The organism is Burkholderia sp. 9777_1386 (genome assembly GCF_015712265.1).
GTDB classification, from domain to species: Bacteria; Pseudomonadota; Gammaproteobacteria; order Burkholderiales; family Burkholderiaceae; genus Burkholderia; species Burkholderia cenocepacia.
This window is the reverse complement of the sequence record NZ_JACCQB010000031.1, coordinates 66,340-83,335: the sequence shown is the minus strand read 5'-3', so window position 1 is coordinate 83,335 and position 16,996 is coordinate 66,340. Positions and strand designations below refer to the sequence as shown.

Genomic DNA, 16,996 nt, shown 5'->3' with positions numbered 1-16,996 from the left:
GTTGCGACTGCGGGGCTCAACTTCCGTACCGCCGAGGCTCGCTACCTCCGAACCCCAACAGCACTGCTTCCCTTCCCTCCGCGCCGCGTTTCCGTTGGCGCGAAAGAGGCGTGATTCTAAGCACCTGCCCCCATCCTTGCAAGCGCTTTGTGAAGAAAGTTTGAAAAAGCCTCCGTGCGCTCACGCGCACGGAGGCTTTTGATGAACGGGGCAAGGCGATCACGCCGACAACCGGTGCAGGCCAGCCACCGGACACCCGACCGACGCCAGTCGATCAGCGGTGCTTGAAGACCGGCTTCCGCTTCTCGACGAATGCCGCCATCCCTTCCTTCTGATCTTCGGTTGCGAACAGCGAATGGAACAGCCGGCGCTCGAAGTGAACGCCTTCAGCCAGCGTCGTCTCGTACGCGCGGTTCACCGACTCCTTGACCATCATGACTGCCGGCAACGAAAACTCGGCGATCGTGGTGGCGGCGGCAATCGCCTCGTCGAGCAGCTTGTCGGCGGGCAGCACGCGTGACACGAGCCCGGCACGCTCCGCTTCGACAGCGTCCATGAAGCGCGCGGTCAGGCACATGTCCATCGCCTTCGCCTTCGATACCGCGCGCGGCAAACGCTGCGTGCCGCCCGCCCCCGGCATGACGCCCAGCTTGATTTCCGGCTGACCGAACTTGGCCGTGTCCGCCGCGAAAATGATGTCGCACATCATTGCCAGCTCGCAGCCACCGCCCAGCGCAAAGCCCGAAACCGCGGCAATGATCGGCTTGCGGATCTCGCGGACCGTCTCCCAGTTGCGCGTGATGTAGTCGCCCCGATAGACATCCATATAGGAGTAGGTCGCCATCATGCCGATGTCCGCACCGGCCGCGAACGCCTTTTCGCTCCCGGTCACGACGATCGCGCCGATGTCGTCGTCCGCATCGAACGCCTTCAGCGCGGCGCCCAGCTCATCCATCAGAGCATCGTTCAGCGCATTCAGCGCCTTCGGACGGTTCAGCGTCACCAGACCGACACGCCCCCGGGTCTCCACCAGGATGTTCTCGTAAGCCATCTATTTCTCCTCGATCAATGAAATGAGAAACGCCTCGCACATGCGAATAGTTTGATGCTACCATTCTCCGACCAACCGGTCGGTTAATTAATCGATCCAATCCCTCTCAACGTTCATCAGGCCGCCGCCATGACCCATGCCCTGTTCACGAAGCACGAAGACACGCTGAAACACGCACTCGCCGCCATCGAGAGCCGCGGGTACTGGAGCCCGTTCGCCGAAATGCCGAGCCCCAAAGTGTACGGGGAAAGCGCAAGCGCGGACGGTGAGGCCGCGTTCAAGTCGCACCTCGACACGACCTTCGTACTCGACCAGCCGGCGACCGGTGAAACGGTCGGCGCCGAGCGCTCGCCGTACGGCATCGCGCTGGGCGTCCGGTACCCGAAATCGACGCCCGACGCACTGATCGCTGCCGCCGCCGCCGCGCAACGCACGTGGCGCGAAGCTGGCCCGAGCGCGTGGGTCGGCGTCAGCCTCGAAATCCTGGCGCGCCTGAACCGCGCAAGCTTCGAAATTGCCTACAGCGTGATGCACACCACCGGGCAAGCCTTCATGATGGCGTTCCAGGCCGGCGGCCCACACGCGCAGGACCGCGCCCTCGAAGCGGTCGCCTATGCGTGGGACGAGCTGCGCCGCATCCCGGCCGATGCGCACTGGGAAAAGCCGCAAGGCAAGAACCCGCCGCTCGCGATGCACAAGCGCTATACGATCGTGCCGCGCGGCACGGGCCTCGTGCTCGGCTGCTGCACATTCCCGACCTGGAACGGCTACCCCGGCCTGTTCGCCGACCTGGCAACCGGTAATACGGTGATCGTCAAACCGCACCCGGGCGCGATCCTGCCGCTCGCCATCACGGTGCGGATCGCCCGCGACGTGCTGCGCGAAGCCGGATTCGACCCGAACGTCGTCACGCTGCTTGCGACCGAGCCCAACGACGGCGCGCTGGTCCAGGAACTCGCGCTGCGCCCCGAGATCAAGCTGATCGACTTCACCGGCAGCACGCAGAACGGCACGTGGCTCGAACGCCATGCCCATCAGGCACAGGTCTACACCGAAAAAGCCGGCGTCAACCAGATCGTGATCGACTCGACCGACGATCTGAAGGCCGCCGCCAAGAACATCGCGTTCTCGCTGGCGCTGTACTCCGGCCAGATGTGCACCGCACCGCAGAACATCTACGTGCCGCGCGACGGCATCCGGACGGCCGACGGCCACGCGAGCTTCGACGAAGTCGCGCAAGCCATCGCGGTTGCCGTGCAGAAACTCACCGGCGACCCGGCACGCTCGGTCGAACTGATCGGCGCGATCCAGAACGACGGCGTGACCGCGCGCATCGACGACGCACGCAAGCTCGGCCGCGTGCTCGCCGACAGCCAGACCCTCCAGCACCCCGCGTTCCCCGATGCGCGCGTGCGCACACCGCTCGTGCTGCAACTCGACGTGGCCGACCGCGAGAAATTCACGCAGGAGTGGTTCGGCCCGATCTCGTTCGTGATCTCGACCGACTCGACTGCCCAGTCGCTCGACCTGGCCGGTGAAATCGCCGCCGAGCATGGCGCACTGACCCTCTCCGTCTACAGCACCGACGACGCGATCGTCGATGCCGCGCACGACGCGGCGGTGCGTGGCGGCGTCGCGCTGTCGATCAACCTCACGGGCGGCGTATTCGTCAACCAGTCAGCCGCGTTCTCCGACTTCCACGGCACGGGCGCGAACCCGGCGGCCAACGCCGCGCTGGCCGATCCGGCATTCGTCGCCAACCGGTTCCGCGTGGTGCAAAGCCGCGTCCATGTTGCCCCGAAGGCGGTACCTGCGGAAGCCGGCCAGACGGCATAACCCGATTGGCCGACGTGCAAACGCCGCCATGTTCTCTACCATGAACGAATCCGCCACCCGGCGGGTTCGTCACTCATCGATACGCCCATGACAGACGCCTACATCTGCGATGCGATTCGCACCCCCATCGGCCGCTACGGCGGCGCCCTGAAAGATGTCCGTGCCGACGACCTCGGCGCGGTGCCGCTCAAGGCGCTGATCGAGCGCAACCGCGACGTTGACTGGGCGGCGATCGACGACGTGGTCTACGGTTGTGCGAACCAGGCCGGCGAGGACAACCGCAACGTGGCACGCATGTCGGCGCTGCTGGCGGGCCTGCCCACTGCCGTGCCCGGCACGACGCTGAACCGGCTGTGCGGCTCCGGGATGGACGCGGTCGGCACGGCCGCGCGCGCGATCAAGGCAGGTGAAGCACGTCTGATGATTGCTGGCGGCGTCGAGAGCATGACGCGCGCACCGTTCGTGATGGGCAAGGCCGCGAGCGCGTTCGCGCGCCAGGCCGACATCTTCGACACGACGATCGGCTGGCGCTTCGTCAATCCGCTGATGAAGCAGCTGTATGGCGTCGATTCGATGCCGGAGACGGCCGAGAACGTCGCGCTCGACTACGACATCAGCCGCGCGGATCAGGACCTGTTCGCACTGCGCAGCCAGCAGAAAGCCGCGCGGGCGCAGCAGGACGGCACGCTCGCCGAAGAAATCGTCGCGGTCACGATTCCGCAGAAGAAAGGCGATGCCATCGTCGTGTCGCGTGACGAGCATCCGCGCGAAACGTCGCTCGAGGCGCTTGCGAAGCTGAAGGGCGTCGTGCGCCCGGACGGCTCGGTGACGGCCGGCAACGCGTCGGGCGTGAACGACGGCGCCTGCGCGCTGCTGCTCGCCAATGCGCAGGCGGCCGACCAGTATGGCCTGCGCCGCCGCGCGCGCGTCGTCGGCATGGCGACCGCCGGCGTCGAGCCGCGCGTAATGGGCATCGGTCCCGCGCCGGCCACGCAGAAACTCCTGCACCAGCTCGGGATGCGCATCGACCAGTTCGACGTGATCGAACTGAACGAGGCGTTCGCGTCGCAAGGTCTCGCCGTGCTGCGCATGCTCGGCGTCGCCGACGACGATCCGCGCGTGAACCCGAACGGCGGTGCGATCGCGCTCGGCCACCCGCTCGGCGCATCGGGCGCCCGGCTCGTCACCACGGCGCTCCATCAACTCGAGCGCACCGGCGGCCGGTTCGCGCTCTGTACGATGTGCATCGGCGTCGGCCAGGGCATCGCGATCGCGATCGAACGCGTGTAACCCACGCACCGTCCGCCTATAACGAAGTCATGAAGGAGACACTGCATGTCCTATCAGGCGATCCAGCTGGATATCGATCAGGCCGCGGGCGTGGCCACGATCACGCTCAACCGGCCCGACAAGCTGAACAGCTTCACGCGGGCGATGCATCGCGAACTGCAGTCGGCGCTCGATGAAGTCGAGGCGGCCGGCGCGCGTGCGCTGATTCTGACGGGTGCGGGCCGCGGCTTTTGCGCGGGCCAGGATCTGGCCGACCTCGACTTCACGCCGGGCGCGTCCACCGATCTCGGCACGCTGATCGACGAGCATTTCAATCCGCTGATCCGCCGCCTGCAGCGTCTGCCGATTCCGGTGATCGCGGCCGTCAACGGCACGGCCGCCGGCGCCGGCGCGAATCTCGCACTTGCGTGCGATCTGGTGTTTGCCGCCCGTTCGAGCAGTTTCATCCAGGCCTTCGTCAAGATCGGGCTCGTGCCCGATTCGGGCGGCACGTGGTTCCTGCCGCAACGCGTCGGCATGGCACGCGCGCTGGGGCTCGCGCTGACCGGCGACAAGCTCGGCGCCGAACAGGCCGAACAGTGGGGCCTGATCTGGCGTGCGGTCGACGACGAAGCGCTCGTCGCGACAACCCGCCAGCTCGCCACCCAGCTCGCGCAGCAGCCGACGCTCGCCATCGCATCGATCAAGCAGTCGATGCGGGACAGCGTCACGAACACGCTCGATCAGCAGCTCGACCTGGAACGCGACCTGCAGCGCAAGCTCGGCCAGTCGCACGACTATGCGGAAGGCGTGCAGGCCTTCATCGGGAAGCGCACACCGCGCTTCGAGGGACGTTGACATGACGAACGCCACCGCCACGCTCGCCCCCGATGCGCTCGCCCGCGCAACCGCGCAGGCCATGTACGACGCCGACGCCTGCAGCCGCGCGTTCGGCATGGAGATCGCCGAAGTACGCGCGGGCTACGCCCGCCTGCAGATGCGCGTGCGACCCGAATTCCTGAATGGGCACCAGACCTGCCACGGCGGGATCATCTTCACGCTCGCCGATTCGACGTTCGCGTTCGCGTGCAACTCGTACAACCTGAGTGCGGTCGCGGCCGGCTGCTCGATCGAATTCCTGCGCCCCGTGCACGGCGGCGACGTGCTGACGGCCGAGGCGATCGAGCAGGCGCGCGCCGGCCGCCACGGCATCTACGACATCCGCGTCACGAACCAGACAGGCGACACGGTCGCGATGTTTCGCGGCAAATCCGCCCAGATCAAGGGCACGGTCATCCCGGAAGACCGCTGACGTCGACGGCTCGCCCATAACAAACACTGGAGACATGCATGACTACCCCGCTACCGCTCGAGCCGATCGAGACCGCCTCACGCGACGAGCTGACCGCGCTGCAGCTCGAGCGCCTCAAGTGGTCGCTCCGGCATGCGTATGATCACTCGCCCGTCTATCGCCGCAAGTTCGACGAAGCCGGCGTGCATCCGGACGACCTGAAGACGCTCGCCGACCTGTCGCGCTTCCCGTTCACGACCAAGGGCGACCTGCGCGACAGCTATCCGTTCGGGATGTTCGCGGTGCCGCAGGACCGGATCTCGCGCATCCACGCGTCGTCGGGCACGACCGGCAAGCCGACGGTCGTCGGCTATACGGCTGCCGACATCGATACGTGGGCGAATCTCGTCGCCCGCTCGATCCGCGCCGCCGGCGCGCGCCGCGGCGACAAGGTGCACGTCAGCTACGGCTACGGGCTGTTCACGGGCGGGCTCGGCGCGCACTACGGCGCAGAACGCGCAGGCCTCACCGTGATCCCGTTCGGCGGCGGCCAGACCGAAAAGCAGGTACAGCTGATCCAGGATTTCCGGCCCGACATCATCATGGTCACGCCGAGCTACATGCTGTCGATCGCCGACGAGATCGAGCGCCAGGGCCTCGATCCCGTGCAAAGCTCGCTGCGCATCGGCATCTTCGGCGCGGAGCCGTGGACCAACGACATGCGCGTCGCCATCGAACAGCGGATGGGCATCGACGCAGTCGACATCTACGGACTGTCCGAAGTGATGGGCCCCGGCGTGGCGTCCGAATGCGTCGAGACCAAGGACGGCCCGACCATCTGGGAAGACCACTTCTATCCGGAAATCATCGATCCGGAAACCGGCGAAGTGCTCCCGGACGGCGAACTTGGCGAGCTCGTGTTCACGTCGCTGACGAAGGAAGCACTGCCGATCATCCGCTATCGCACGCGCGACCTCACGCGCCTGCTGCCGGGCACCGCCCGGACGATGCGCCGGATGGAGAAGATCACCGGCCGGTCGGACGACATGATGATCGTGCGCGGCGTCAACGTGTTCCCGACGCAAATCGAGGAACAGTTGCTCAAGCAGCGCGCGCTCGCGCCGCACTATCAGATCGTGCTGACGAAGGAAGGCCCGCTCGACGTGCTGACGCTCAACGTCGAACCCTGCCCGGAAACCGCGCCCGACACCGCGGCGATCCAGGCGGCAAAACAGGCGCTCGCGTACGACATCAAGTCGCTGATCGGCGTGACGGCCGTGATCAACGTGCTGCCCGTGAACGGCATCGAGCGGTCGGTCGGCAAGGCGCGCCGGGTCGTCGACAAGCGCAAGGGCTGAGGTCGCTCGCCACCTGTACGTCGCCCAACGGCGAATCCGTGCCGGCAAATGAAACAGCCCGATCGGCCAACACCGATCGGGCTGTTTCAATTCCAAAGCGTCGTTCGACGCGACATCGCTGCATCACGCGAACCTAAATCACAGGGCCACACCCGCGATCAGACCGTCGGCATGCGCCACGCACCCGAGACACGCCACGAACCCCGCGGCTCATGCACAGACCGCCTCCTCCGTGCAGCCCGCGTCATCCCGAATCACGAATTCGGGAACAGCAGCCACATCCGGCCGACCTGCTTCATCCGGCCAGCCTGATCACCCGCGTCGTCGCCGAGCCCCCAGAAATAGTCGGCCCGCACGCCCCCCTTGATCGCCGAGCCCGTATCCTGCGCGAACACGAGCCGGTTCATCGGCGTATTCGTCAGCGGACGCGTGGTCTGCAGAAACACCGGCGTGCCGAGCGGGATCGACGACGGATCGACCGCGATCGAGCGCTCCGGCGTCAGCGGCACGCCGAGCGCGCCGATCGGACCGTCCGCGCCGCCATGCGGCGCATCTTCCTTGGTCGGCATGTCGCGGAAGAACACGAAGCGCGGATTCGTGTCGAGCAGCGCGTCGACGCGCGTCGGGTTCGCCTTCGCCCACGCCTTGATGCCCTGCATCGTTGCCTGCGCGGGCGTCAGCTCGCCGCGATCGAGCAGCCACTTGCCGATCGAACGGTACGGCTGGTTGTTGGTGCCGCCGAAGCCGACCCGCATCACCGAACCGTCGTCGAGCAGCACGCGACCCGAGCCCTGCACCTGCAGGAAGAACGCCTCGATCGGATCGTCGACCCACACGAGTTCGTTGCCGTTCAGGATGCCGGCGCGCTCGAGCTGCGCGCGTGCCGGCAGCGGGGCGCCCGCGCGATAGCCGGCCGGCCAGCGATAGAGCGCGTACTGATACGGGCCGCGGCGCACGCGCGAACCGTGCAGCAGCGGCTCGTAATAGCCGGTCACGAGCCCGTCGAGCGTACCGTCGGTATTCGCGAGCTGGAACGGCGTGAAATACGTTTCGAAGAAAGTGCGGGCGCTGCTGACGTCGAGTTCGTCGAGCCGGTCGGCGGCCGCGCAAGCGCGCGCCCAGGCCGGCTGGCGCGCGAGCCGCGCGCAGTTCTGCCGCAGCGCGGCCGTCGCGCCGATCAACGAATCGTCCTGCCAGCCCGGCACCTGCTGCCACGCGACCGGCGTGAGCCGCTTCGCGGCGACCTGCCCCGGCACGATCGCCGCGCCGGTCGGCGGCTTCAGCGCGGAGGTCCGCGTCGGCGCACCACCGCACGCCGCGAGCAGCGCCGCCGCCGCGGCGGCGGCCATCCACCCGGCCAGCCGGGGCCCAAACCACATACAATGTCCGTTCTTGATGGAAACCGCCATGTCAGATTTTCTCGACCAATATCCGATGCTCATCTTCGCGCTCGAAGCCTTCGTAGCGCTTGCCCTGCTGATCTTCATCGTCGTGTGGACGTCGTCGGGCAGAAAGAAGCAGGCCCGCCACAACGACCGCCAGCCGCGCTGACGCCCGTCGCACACTGCACGCTCAATGCAGCGTGCGCGGCATGTGCAGGGCGAACTCGTCGACCGGCGCCTCGAAACGCTCGCCGTCTTCCGCCACGCAGAAGTACGCACCGCGCATCGTGCCGACCGGCGTCGCGATCACGGCCCAGCTCGTGTATTCGAAATGCTCGCCCGGCTGCAGCAGCGGCTGGTGCCCGACGACGCCGAGTCCCTTCACTTCCTGCACGTGGCTCTCGCTGTCCGTGATGATCCAGTGACGGGCGATCAGTTGCGCCGCGACCTGTCCGGTATTGCGGATCGTCAGCGTGTACGCGAATGCGTATTGACGGTGATCGGGGTCGGATTGTTCCGGCAAGTAGCTGGTTTTCACCGAAACGGTGAACTGATACTGACTCATGGTGTGTCCGCTCTAGGTAACCGCGCGCGCCGACTCGAGCGGCCGGGCCGCGGGCGCGCCGCATTGGTTCGGCATTCTATGCGCAATCGGGCCGCAACCGCACGGCCTGCCGCCGCGCGCCGGGTCGCCGGACGGTAGAATGACGGTTTTGCGCCGCAACGTCCCCCGCTCCCCTGTCATGACTCAATTCCGCATCGCTCCCAGCATCCTGTCGGCCGACTTTGCACGGCTCGGCGAAGAAGTCCGCAACGTGGTCGCCGCCGGCGCCGACTGGATTCACTTCGACGTGATGGACAACCATTATGTGCCGAACCTGACGATCGGCCCGCTCGTCTGCGAGGCGATCCGCCCGCACGTGCAGGTGCCGATCGACGTGCACCTGATGGTGCGCCCGGTCGACCGGATCGTGCCCGATTTCGCGAAGGCCGGCGCGAACCTGATCAGCTTCCACCCGGAAGGCTCCGATCACATCGACCGCACGCTGTCGCTGATCCGCGACCACGGCTGCAAGGCCGGTCTCGTGTTCAATCCGGCCACGCCGCTGAACTACCTCGACCACGTGATGGACCGCCTCGACTTCGTGCTGCTGATGTCGGTGAACCCCGGCTTCGGCGGCCAGTCGTTCATTCCGGAAACGCTGAACAAGCTGCGCGAGGCGCGTGCGCGCATCGACGCGTACACCGAGCGCACGGGCCGCGAGATCCTGCTCGAGGTCGACGGCGGCGTGAAGGCCGACAACATCGCGGAAATCGCGGCGGCCGGCGCGGACACGTTCGTCGCGGGTTCGGCGATCTTCGGCAAGCCCGACTACCGCAAGGTGATCGACGAGATGCGCGCGGCGCTCGCGACCGTCGAACGGAGCTGACGCCGTGGCCGACTCGTCGTTCGCCGGCCGCGCGCCGGCCGAGGCCGCCACGGACGCGGGCCCGATCCGCTTTGCCGCGCCGCGCATCGACGCCGCGCTGATCGACCTCGACGGCACGATGGTCGATACCGCCGACGATTTCACGGCCGGCCTGAACGGGATGCTCGCGCAGCTCGGCGCGCCGGCCACGTCGCGCGACGAAGTGATCGGCTACGTCGGCAAGGGCTCCGAACACCTGATCCAGAGCGTGCTGAAGCCGCGCTTCCCGGCCGACGAAGCGCACGCGCGCTTCGACGACGCACTGGCGATCTATCAGAGCGAATACGCGAAGATCAACGGCCGCCACACGCGCCTCTATCCGGACGTGGCAGCCGGCCTCGATGCACTGCGCGCGGCCGGCATCCGGCTCGCGTGCGTGACGAACAAGCCGCACCGCTTCGCGGTCGAGCTGCTCGAACAATACGGGCTGGCCGGCTGCTTCGGCATCGTGCTGGGCGGCGACAGCGTCGCGCGCAAGAAGCCCGACCCGCTGCCGATGCTGACGGCCTGCGACGCGCTCGGCGTCGCGCCGGACGCCGCGGTCGCGATCGGCGACTCGGAAAACGATGCGCTGGCGGGCCGCGCGGCCGGGATGGCGACGCTGACGGTGCCGTACGGCTACAACCACGGCAAAGCTATACAAACGATAAATTCGGATGGTATAGTCGATTCGTTGCTGGTTGCGGCTCGCACAATTTCCGCGCACAACGCCGGCCGGCCAACCATCTGATTATTTCTTCCATCCGCATGTTTCTGAATAAAAAACGGAGTCTGAGCAGCATCGACCGGGGAGCCTGGCCCTGGCGTCGCTGGTCGCGCTAACCTCTTCGATGAGGTACGCTGAAGCACGTCTTCAGCGCCGTTTTTTATCTCGCTGCGCATCCGCGCGCCGACCGTCGCACCACCTCGAGTTCCACCGCGTCCGAACGCTCGCGTTCAGGACCGGCCGCAGGCTCGCGACGTTCACGCCCGGAGTGCCGGCCGGCAACAGGCACTTCTCGATCGACCGCCCTTTCGCCGACGGCCACCCGCGCAGCGTCAAGTGATCCCTGGCGCACGCGCCGCTCGTCCCGAACAGGACCGGAACATGACCGAACTCGAATTCCAATCGCTCGCGAACGAAGGCTACAACCGCATCCCGCTGATCGCGGAAGCCCTCGCCGATCTCGAAACGCCGCTGTCCCTCTACCTGAAGCTGGCCCAGCCCGAACGCGCGGGCGCCAACTCGTTCCTGCTCGAATCGGTGGTCGGCGGCGAACGCTTCGGCCGCTATTCGTTCATCGGCCTGCCCGCCCGCACGCTGGTGCGCACCCGCAACGGCGTGTCGGAAGTCGTGCGCGACGGCCAGGTCGTCGAGACGCACGACGGCGACCCGTTCCAGTTCATCGAATCGTTCCAGGCGCGCTTCAAGGTCGCGCAGCGCCCGGGCCTGCCGCGCTTCTGCGGCGGCCTCGCCGGCTACTTCGGCTACGACGCGGTGCGCTACATCGAGAAGAAGCTCGCGAACACCGCGCCGCGCGACGATCTCGGCCTGCCCGACATCCAGTTGCTGCTGACCGAGGAAGTCGCGGTGATCGACAACCTCGCCGGCAAGCTCTACCTGATCATCTACGCGGACCCGGGCCAGCCCGAAGCGTACGCGAAGGCGAAACAGCGCCTGCGCGAACTGAAGCAGCGCCTGCGCACGACCGTGCAGCCGCCCGTCACGTCGGCGAGCGTGCGCACCGAGACGTTCCGTGAATTCAAGAAGGACGACTATCTGGCCGCCGTGCGCCAGGCCAAGGAATACATCGCCGCCGGCGAGCTGATGCAGATCCAGGTCGGCCAGCGGCTGACGAAGCCGTACCGCGACAATCCGCTGTCGCTGTACCGCGCGCTGCGTTCGCTGAATCCGTCGCCGTACATGTATTACTACAACTTCGGCGATTTCCACGTGGTCGGCGCATCGCCGGAAATCCTGGTGCGCCAGGAAAAGCGCGGCGAAGACCAGATCGTCACGATCCGCCCGCTCGCCGGCACGCGCCCGCGCGGCAACACGCCCGAGCGCGACGCGGAACTCGCGACCGAGCTGCTCAACGACCCGAAGGAGATCGCCGAGCACGTGATGCTGATCGACCTCGCGCGCAACGACGTCGGCCGCATCGCGGAAATCGGCTCGGTGCAGGTGACCGACCAGATGGTCATCGAGAAGTACTCGCACGTGCAGCACATTGTCAGCTCGGTCGAAGGCAAGCTGAAGCCCGGCATGACGAACTACGACGTGCTGCGCGCGACGTTCCCGGCCGGCACGCTGTCCGGCGCGCCGAAGGTGCGCGCGATGGAACTGATCGACGAACTCGAGCCGGTCAAGCGCGGGCTGTACGGCGGTGCGGTCGGCTATCTGTCGTTCTCGGGCGAGATGGATCTCGCGATCGCGATCCGCACGGGCCTGATCCACAACGGCAACCTGTACGTGCAAGCGGCAGCCGGCGTCGTCGCGGATTCGGTGCCCGAATCCGAATGGCAAGAGACCGAGAACAAGGCGCGCGCGGTGCTGCGTGCGGCCGAACAGGTCCAGGACGGCCTCGATAGCGACTTCTGACCGGAGACTGACCATGCTGCTCATGATCGACAACTACGACTCGTTTACCTACAACCTGGTCCAGTACTTCGGCGAACTCGGCGAGGACGTGCGTACCTACCGCAACGACGAAATCACGCTCGACGACATCGCGCGCCTGAACCCCGACGCGATCTGCCTGTCGCCCGGCCCGAGCAATCCGCAGCACGCGGGCATCACGCTCGACGTGCTGCGCGAATTCGCGGGCAAGAAGCCGATCCTCGGCGTCTGCCTCGGCCACCAGGCGATCGGCGAGGCATTCGGCGGCCGCGTGGTGCGCGCGAAGACCATCATGCACGGCAAGGTAAGCCGGATCGAAACCGACTGCCGCGGCGTGTTCGCCGACCTGCCGAAGCATTTCGACGTGACGCGCTACCACTCGCTCGCGATCGAGCGCGAATCGCTGCCGGACTGCCTCGAGGTGTCCGCGTGGACCGACGACGGCGAAATCATGGGCGTACGCCACAAGACGCTGCCGGTCGAAGGCGTGCAGTTCCACCCGGAATCGATCCTGTCCGAGCACGGCCATGCGCTGCTCGAGAATTTCTTGAAGCAGACGCGCGGAGCGGCCCGCGCGGCCGCGCCCACCGCCTGACGGGAGCCTCACGATGACGATTACCCCGCAGGAAGCGCTGCAACGCACGATCGAGCACCGCGAGATCTTCCACGACGAAATGCTGCACCTGATGCGGCTGATCATGCGCGGCGACCTGTCGCCCGTGATGGCGGCCGCGATCATCACCGGGCTGCGCGTGAAGAAGGAGACGATCGGCGAGATCGCCGCCGCCGCGACCGTGATGCGCGAATTCGCGAACCACGTCGAGGTGCAGGACAACTCGAACTTCGTCGACATCGTCGGCACCGGTGGCGACGGCTCGCACACGTTCAACATCTCGACCGCGTCGATGTTCGTCACGGCCGCCGCGGGCGCGAAGGTCGCGAAGCACGGCAACCGCGGCGTATCGAGCAAGTCCGGCAGCGCCGACGTGCTCGAGGCGCTCGGCGTGAACATCGACCTGCAGTCGGACCAGGTCGCCGCGTCGATCGCCGAAACCGGCATGGGCTTCATGTTCGCGCCGAACCATCACCCGGCGATGAAGAACATCGCGGCCGTGCGCCGCGAGCTCGGCGTGCGCACGATCTTCAACATCCTCGGCCCGCTGACCAATCCGGCCGGCGCGCCGAACCAGCTGATGGGCGTGTTCCACGCCGACCTCGTCGGCATCCAGGTGCGCGTGATGCAGCGCCTCGGCGCGCAGCACGTGCTCGTCGTGTACGGCAAGGACGGGATGGACGAGGTATCGCTCGGCGCCGCGACGCTCGTCGGCGAATTGCGCGACGGCAAGGTGCACGAATACGAGATCCATCCGGAGGACTTCGGCCTGCAGATGGTGTCGAACCGCACGCTGAAGGTGGAAAATGCCGACGAATCCCGCACGATGCTGCTCGGCGCGCTGGACAACCAGCCGGGCGTCGCGCGCGAGATCGTCACGCTGAACGCGGGCACCGCGCTCTATGCGGCGAACGTCGCCGAATCGATCGCGGACGGCATCCAGCTCGCCCGCGAAGCGATCGCGAGCGGCAAGGCCCGCGCGAAAGTCGACGAACTCGTGCGCTTCACGCAGCAGTTCAAGCGCTGACCCTCTTACGAATCCAGCAGGAACCCACATGAGCGACATTCTCGACCGAATCATCGCCGTCAAGCGCGAAGAAGTCGCGGCGGCCATGCGCAGCACGCCGCTCGAGGCACTGAAACTCGACGCATCGGCGCGCGACCTGCGCGACTTCGTCGGCGCGCTGCGGGCGAAGCATGCGGCCGGCAACGCCGCCGTGATCGCCGAAATCAAGAAGGCGAGCCCGTCGAAAGGCGTGCTGCGCGAGCATTTCGTGCCGGCCGACATCGCGCGTTCGTATGCGGCGCACGGCGCCGCGTGCCTGTCGGTGCTGACCGACGAGCAGTTCTTCCAGGGCGGCGTGCGCTATCTCGAGGAAGCGCGCGCGGCCTGCTCGCTGCCGGTGCTGCGCAAGGACTTCATCGTCGACGCATACCAGATCGTCGAAGCCCGCGCGATGGGCGCCGACGCGATCCTGCTGATCGCCGCCGCGCTCGACACGCCGCTGATGCAGGATCTCGAAGCGTATGCGCATTCGCTCGGGCTCGCGGTGCTGGTCGAAGTACACGACCGCCACGAGATGGAACAGGCGCTGACGCTGAAGACGCCGCTGCTCGGCATCAACAACCGCAACCTGCGCACGTTCGAGACGTCGATCCAGACCACGCTCGACATGCTCGACATGATTCCGGCGGACCGCATCGTCGTGACCGAATCGGGCATCCTGTCGCGCACCGACGTCGACACGATGCGCGCGGCGAACGTGAACACGTTCCTCGTCGGCGAAGCGTTCATGCGCGCCGACCAGCCGGGCGAGGAACTCGCACGGATGTTCTTCTGATGGCGATCGAAAAGGAAATCAAGCTCGCGCTGCCGGCCGGCCAGGCCGACGCCGCGCGCCGCTTCTTCGAGACGCTGACCGGCGAACCCGGCCACGCGATCACGCTCGCGAACGTCTATTACGACACGCCCGATCTCGCGCTGGCGCGCTCGAAGAGCGCCGTGCGCGTGCGCCGCACGCCGGACGGCTGGCTGCAGACGTTCAAGACCGTCGGCAGTGCGGAAGGCGGCCTGCACCGCCGCCACGAATGGGAACTGCCGGTCGCCGGCGACGCGCTCGAAATCGACGCGCTCGTCGCGGCTTGCGACGTGCCGGAAGCCGCCGCCGCGCTGAATGACGCGGCCGGCGCCCTGTACGCGCTGTTCCGCACGGATTTTTCGCGTACGCTGTGGCGCATCGCAATCGGCGGCGCAACCGTCGAAGCCGCGGTGGACCTCGGCGAGATCGTCGTCCAGGCGGAGCGCGACACGCGCCGCGAACCGATCAGCGAAATCGAACTCGAACTGATCGACGGCCCGGAAACGGCGCTCGCGACGCTCGCCGCCGAACTGCAGCAGGCGCTGCCGGGCCTCGTTCCCGAAAACATCAGCAAGGCGCAGCGCGGCTACCGGCTGCGCGCGCAATAAACACGCATCACGCATGGCAACCCGCAAGACTTCCCGCGCGCCGCAACAGGCGTCGCTGTTCGACGATCCCGTGCCGGAAACGGCACCGGCCGATCTTCCGTCCCCGGCTTCCGAGCCACCCGCGGCCGCGCGCAAAACCGCAAAGAAAACCGCCGCGCCGGCGTCCGCGCCGACCCCGGCCGCCGCGGCACCGCAGTCCGTTGCCGCCGACGTACCGCATCTCGCCGCGCAATTCGACGCGCTGCCGGCCGTCTGGCGCGACGTGCTGAAGCCGTTCATCGACAGCGACGCGTACGCGCCGCTGTGCCGCTTCGTCGACGACGAGCGCGCGGCCGGCAAGACGGTCTACCCGACCGACGTGTTTCGCGCGCTGCGCCTGACGCATCCCGACGACGTGAAGGTCGTGATCCTGGGCCAGGACCCGTACCACGGCGACGATCGCGGCACGCCGCAGGCGCACGGCCTCGCGTTCTCGGTGCCGCCGGCCGTGCGCACGCCGCCGTCGCTGCGCAACATCTTCAAGGAAATCGCCGCGAACTTCGGTCACGACACGCCGCGCCACGGCTGCCTCGATACGTGGGCGCGGCAGGGCGTGCTGCTGCTCAACACCGTGCTGACGGTCGAGCGCGGCGCGGCCGCGAGCCACGCGAAGCGCGGCTGGGAACAATGCACGGACACGCTGATCCGCGAACTCGCCAACCGCCATCGCGGGCTCGTGTTCATGCTGTGGGGCGCACATGCGCAGGCCAAGCGCGCGCTGTTCGATCCGAGCGAACACTGCGTGCTGGAGGCGCCGCACCCGTCGCCGCTGTCCGCGCACCGCGGCTTCCTCGGCTGCCGCCATTTCGCGCTCGCGAACGACTATCTGGTCGGCGCGGGCCGCGCACCGATCGACTGGCGCCTGCCGGACGTGGCCGAAACGTTCGCGTAACGGCCTCGGCAGCCGGTTCGCCAGCTACCCCACCGCATGCAAAAACGCCGCGTCCCTTTCGGGGCGCGGCGTTTTTTTATCGGGCGACGCAGCGGGTGCGTCGCACCCGCGTCGAGCTTGCGCGTTACGCGGCGGCGATCGCTTCGCGTGCGCTGGCCAGTGCGGCGCTTTGCGCATCCGGACCGAGGTTCAGGCCTTCCGCATGGATGAAATTCACGTCGGTCAGGCCGATGAAGCCGAGGAACGAACGCAGGTACGGCGTGTGGCTGTCGTTCGGCGTACCGAGGTACTTGCCGCCGCGGGCCGTCACGACGTGAACCTTCTTGCCCTTGATCAGGCCTTCCGGACCGTTCTCGGTGTAACGGAACGTGACGCCTGCGCGGGCGATCCAGTCGAAATACGTCTTCAGTTGCGACGAGACGCCGAAGTTGTACATCGGCGCGCCGATCACGATGATGTCGGCAGCCTGCAGTTCGGCGATCAGTGCATCGCTCTTCGCGACGATCGCATTCTGTTCCGCGGTGCGCTTGTCGGCCGGCGTGAAGAACGCGCCGAGCACCGATTCGTCGAGGTGCGGCAGCGCATCGGCCAGCAGGTCACGAACCACGACGTTCGCGCCGGGATTCGATTGTTGCAGCTTTGCCGTCAGTTCGTTGGCCAGCAGCGTGGATTGCGCACCTTGCGAACGCGCGGCGGAATTGATTTGCAGAATGGTCGTCATGTCAGGCTC

General features: G+C 67.0%; 18 protein-coding genes. 14 read left to right on the top strand and 4 right to left on the bottom strand.

Going from position 1 to position 16,996, the window contains the following annotated elements; translation table 11 throughout:
• Positions 1-274: 274 nt before the first annotated feature.
• A complete protein-coding gene (locus tag H0X91_RS22145) occupies positions 275-1,051 on the bottom strand; it encodes an enoyl-CoA hydratase (protein ID WP_006491102.1) in 777 nt (258 codons plus the stop codon).
• 129 nt (positions 1,052-1,180) lie between these two features.
• On the opposite strand from H0X91_RS22145, the gene paaN reads away from it, so the two are divergent.
• The 5 genes from paaN to paaK all read left to right on the top strand — a co-directional run bounded on the left by paaN (position 1,181) and on the right by paaK (position 6,805).
• Positions 1,181-2,887: a phenylacetic acid degradation protein PaaN gene (paaN, locus tag H0X91_RS22140; RefSeq protein WP_006491101.1), complete on the top strand. Its 1,707-nt coding sequence runs from the start codon at positions 1,181-1,183 to the stop codon at positions 2,885-2,887.
• Positions 2,888-2,974: 87 nt separating this feature from the next.
• Positions 2,975-4,177, top strand: coding sequence for a 3-oxoadipyl-CoA thiolase (gene pcaF, locus H0X91_RS22135; RefSeq protein ID WP_034201054.1), 1,203 nt, complete (start codon positions 2,975-2,977; stop codon positions 4,175-4,177).
• Between the two features lie 45 nt (positions 4,178-4,222).
• The gene (gene paaG, locus H0X91_RS22130; RefSeq protein WP_034201055.1) at positions 4,223-5,014 is read left to right on the top strand and encodes a 2-(1,2-epoxy-1,2-dihydrophenyl)acetyl-CoA isomerase PaaG; all 792 of its coding nucleotides are present in this window, start codon (positions 4,223-4,225) and stop codon (positions 5,012-5,014) included.
• Between the two features lies 1 nt (position 5,015).
• Positions 5,016-5,468, top strand: coding sequence for a hydroxyphenylacetyl-CoA thioesterase PaaI (gene paaI, locus H0X91_RS22125; protein ID WP_006491098.1), 453 nt, complete (start codon positions 5,016-5,018; stop codon positions 5,466-5,468).
• 38 nt (positions 5,469-5,506) lie between these two features.
• Complete coding sequence (gene paaK, locus H0X91_RS22120; RefSeq protein WP_048989069.1) at positions 5,507-6,805, top strand: phenylacetate--CoA ligase PaaK; 1,299 nt, start codon at positions 5,507-5,509, stop codon at positions 6,803-6,805.
• Positions 6,806-7,059: 254 nt separating this feature from the next.
• Here the strand turns inward: paaK and mltA are convergent, their stop codons facing one another.
• On the bottom strand, positions 7,060-8,184 hold the full coding sequence (gene mltA, locus H0X91_RS22115) for a murein transglycosylase A (RefSeq protein ID WP_049126219.1): 1,125 nt from the start codon (positions 8,182-8,184) through the stop codon (positions 7,060-7,062).
• Between the two features lie 28 nt (positions 8,185-8,212).
• Here mltA and H0X91_RS35015 point away from each other — a divergent pair, with 28 nt between their 5' ends.
• The gene (locus H0X91_RS35015; protein WP_006482075.1) at positions 8,213-8,356 is read left to right on the top strand and encodes a hypothetical protein; all 144 of its coding nucleotides are present in this window, start codon (positions 8,213-8,215) and stop codon (positions 8,354-8,356) included.
• A gap of 21 nt (positions 8,357-8,377) precedes the next feature.
• Here the strand turns inward: H0X91_RS35015 and apaG are convergent, their stop codons facing one another.
• Positions 8,378-8,752: a Co2+/Mg2+ efflux protein ApaG gene (apaG, locus tag H0X91_RS22110; protein ID WP_006477037.1), complete on the bottom strand. Its 375-nt coding sequence runs from the start codon at positions 8,750-8,752 to the stop codon at positions 8,378-8,380.
• A 178-nt stretch (positions 8,753-8,930) separates the two neighbouring features.
• Between apaG and rpe the strand changes: the two genes are divergently transcribed.
• The 8 genes from rpe to H0X91_RS22070 all read left to right on the top strand — a co-directional run bounded on the left by rpe (position 8,931) and on the right by H0X91_RS22070 (position 16,266).
• Positions 8,931-9,617 carry a ribulose-phosphate 3-epimerase gene (gene rpe / locus H0X91_RS22105; protein WP_006482066.1) on the top strand — a complete coding sequence of 229 codons (687 nt, stop codon included), beginning with the start codon at positions 8,931-8,933 and terminating at the stop codon, positions 9,615-9,617.
• A 4-nt stretch (positions 9,618-9,621) separates the two neighbouring features.
• Entirely contained in the window at positions 9,622-10,386 is a 765-nt protein-coding gene (locus H0X91_RS22100; protein WP_058901225.1) for a phosphoglycolate phosphatase, read from the top strand.
• Positions 10,387-10,743: 357 nt separating this feature from the next.
• Positions 10,744-12,237, top strand: a complete 1,494-nt coding sequence (gene trpE / locus H0X91_RS22095; protein ID WP_006482077.1) for an anthranilate synthase component I — start codon at positions 10,744-10,746, stop codon at positions 12,235-12,237.
• Between the two features lie 13 nt (positions 12,238-12,250).
• Entirely contained in the window at positions 12,251-12,850 is a 600-nt protein-coding gene (locus tag H0X91_RS22090) for an aminodeoxychorismate/anthranilate synthase component II (RefSeq protein ID WP_006482053.1), read from the top strand.
• 13 nt (positions 12,851-12,863) lie between these two features.
• Positions 12,864-13,895, top strand: a complete 1,032-nt coding sequence (trpD, locus tag H0X91_RS22085) for an anthranilate phosphoribosyltransferase (protein WP_006482067.1) — start codon at positions 12,864-12,866, stop codon at positions 13,893-13,895.
• A gap of 28 nt (positions 13,896-13,923) precedes the next feature.
• Positions 13,924-14,709, top strand: a complete 786-nt coding sequence (gene trpC / locus H0X91_RS22080) for an indole-3-glycerol phosphate synthase TrpC (protein ID WP_048989068.1) — start codon at positions 13,924-13,926, stop codon at positions 14,707-14,709.
• Positions 14,709-15,335 carry a CYTH domain-containing protein gene (locus tag H0X91_RS22075; RefSeq protein ID WP_006482076.1) on the top strand — a complete coding sequence of 209 codons (627 nt, stop codon included), beginning with the start codon at positions 14,709-14,711 and terminating at the stop codon, positions 15,333-15,335. The genes trpC and H0X91_RS22075 overlap by 1 nt, the downstream gene beginning before the upstream one ends.
• A gap of 13 nt (positions 15,336-15,348) precedes the next feature.
• Positions 15,349-16,266, top strand: a complete 918-nt coding sequence (locus tag H0X91_RS22070; protein WP_058901220.1) for a uracil-DNA glycosylase — start codon at positions 15,349-15,351, stop codon at positions 16,264-16,266.
• 124 nt (positions 16,267-16,390) lie between these two features.
• Here H0X91_RS22070 and H0X91_RS22065 read toward each other — a convergent pair whose 3' ends face one another.
• Positions 16,391-16,987, bottom strand: coding sequence for an FMN-dependent NADH-azoreductase (locus tag H0X91_RS22065; protein ID WP_006482079.1), 597 nt, complete (start codon positions 16,985-16,987; stop codon positions 16,391-16,393).
• Positions 16,988-16,996 lie beyond the last annotated feature (9 nt).

Coding starts and splice junctions, on each gene's coding strand:
- H0X91_RS22075 (WP_006482076.1), top strand. CDS start 14,709: ATGGCGATCGAAAAGGAAATCAAGCTCGCGCTGCCGGCCGGCCAGGCC.
- H0X91_RS35015 (WP_006482075.1), top strand. CDS start 8,213: ATGTCAGATTTTCTCGACCAATATCCGATGCTCATCTTCGCGCTCGAA.
- rpe (WP_006482066.1), top strand. CDS start 8,931: ATGACTCAATTCCGCATCGCTCCCAGCATCCTGTCGGCCGACTTTGCA.
- paaI (WP_006491098.1), top strand. CDS start 5,016: ATGACGAACGCCACCGCCACGCTCGCCCCCGATGCGCTCGCCCGCGCA.
- paaK (WP_048989069.1), top strand. CDS start 5,507: ATGACTACCCCGCTACCGCTCGAGCCGATCGAGACCGCCTCACGCGAC.
- paaN (WP_006491101.1), top strand. CDS start 1,181: ATGACCCATGCCCTGTTCACGAAGCACGAAGACACGCTGAAACACGCA.
- trpE (WP_006482077.1), top strand. CDS start 10,744: ATGACCGAACTCGAATTCCAATCGCTCGCGAACGAAGGCTACAACCGC.
- H0X91_RS22090 (WP_006482053.1), top strand. CDS start 12,251: ATGCTGCTCATGATCGACAACTACGACTCGTTTACCTACAACCTGGTC.
- mltA (WP_049126219.1), bottom strand. CDS start 8,184: ATGTGGTTTGGGCCCCGGCTGGCCGGGTGGATGGCCGCCGCCGCGGCG.
- H0X91_RS22070 (WP_058901220.1), top strand. CDS start 15,349: ATGGCAACCCGCAAGACTTCCCGCGCGCCGCAACAGGCGTCGCTGTTC.
- H0X91_RS22145 (WP_006491102.1), bottom strand. CDS start 1,051: ATGGCTTACGAGAACATCCTGGTGGAGACCCGGGGGCGTGTCGGTCTG.
- apaG (WP_006477037.1), bottom strand. CDS start 8,752: ATGAGTCAGTATCAGTTCACCGTTTCGGTGAAAACCAGCTACTTGCCG.
- H0X91_RS22065 (WP_006482079.1), bottom strand. CDS start 16,987: ATGACGACCATTCTGCAAATCAATTCCGCCGCGCGTTCGCAAGGTGCG.
- pcaF (WP_034201054.1), top strand. CDS start 2,975: ATGACAGACGCCTACATCTGCGATGCGATTCGCACCCCCATCGGCCGC.
- trpC (WP_048989068.1), top strand. CDS start 13,924: ATGAGCGACATTCTCGACCGAATCATCGCCGTCAAGCGCGAAGAAGTC.
- trpD (WP_006482067.1), top strand. CDS start 12,864: ATGACGATTACCCCGCAGGAAGCGCTGCAACGCACGATCGAGCACCGC.
- paaG (WP_034201055.1), top strand. CDS start 4,223: ATGTCCTATCAGGCGATCCAGCTGGATATCGATCAGGCCGCGGGCGTG.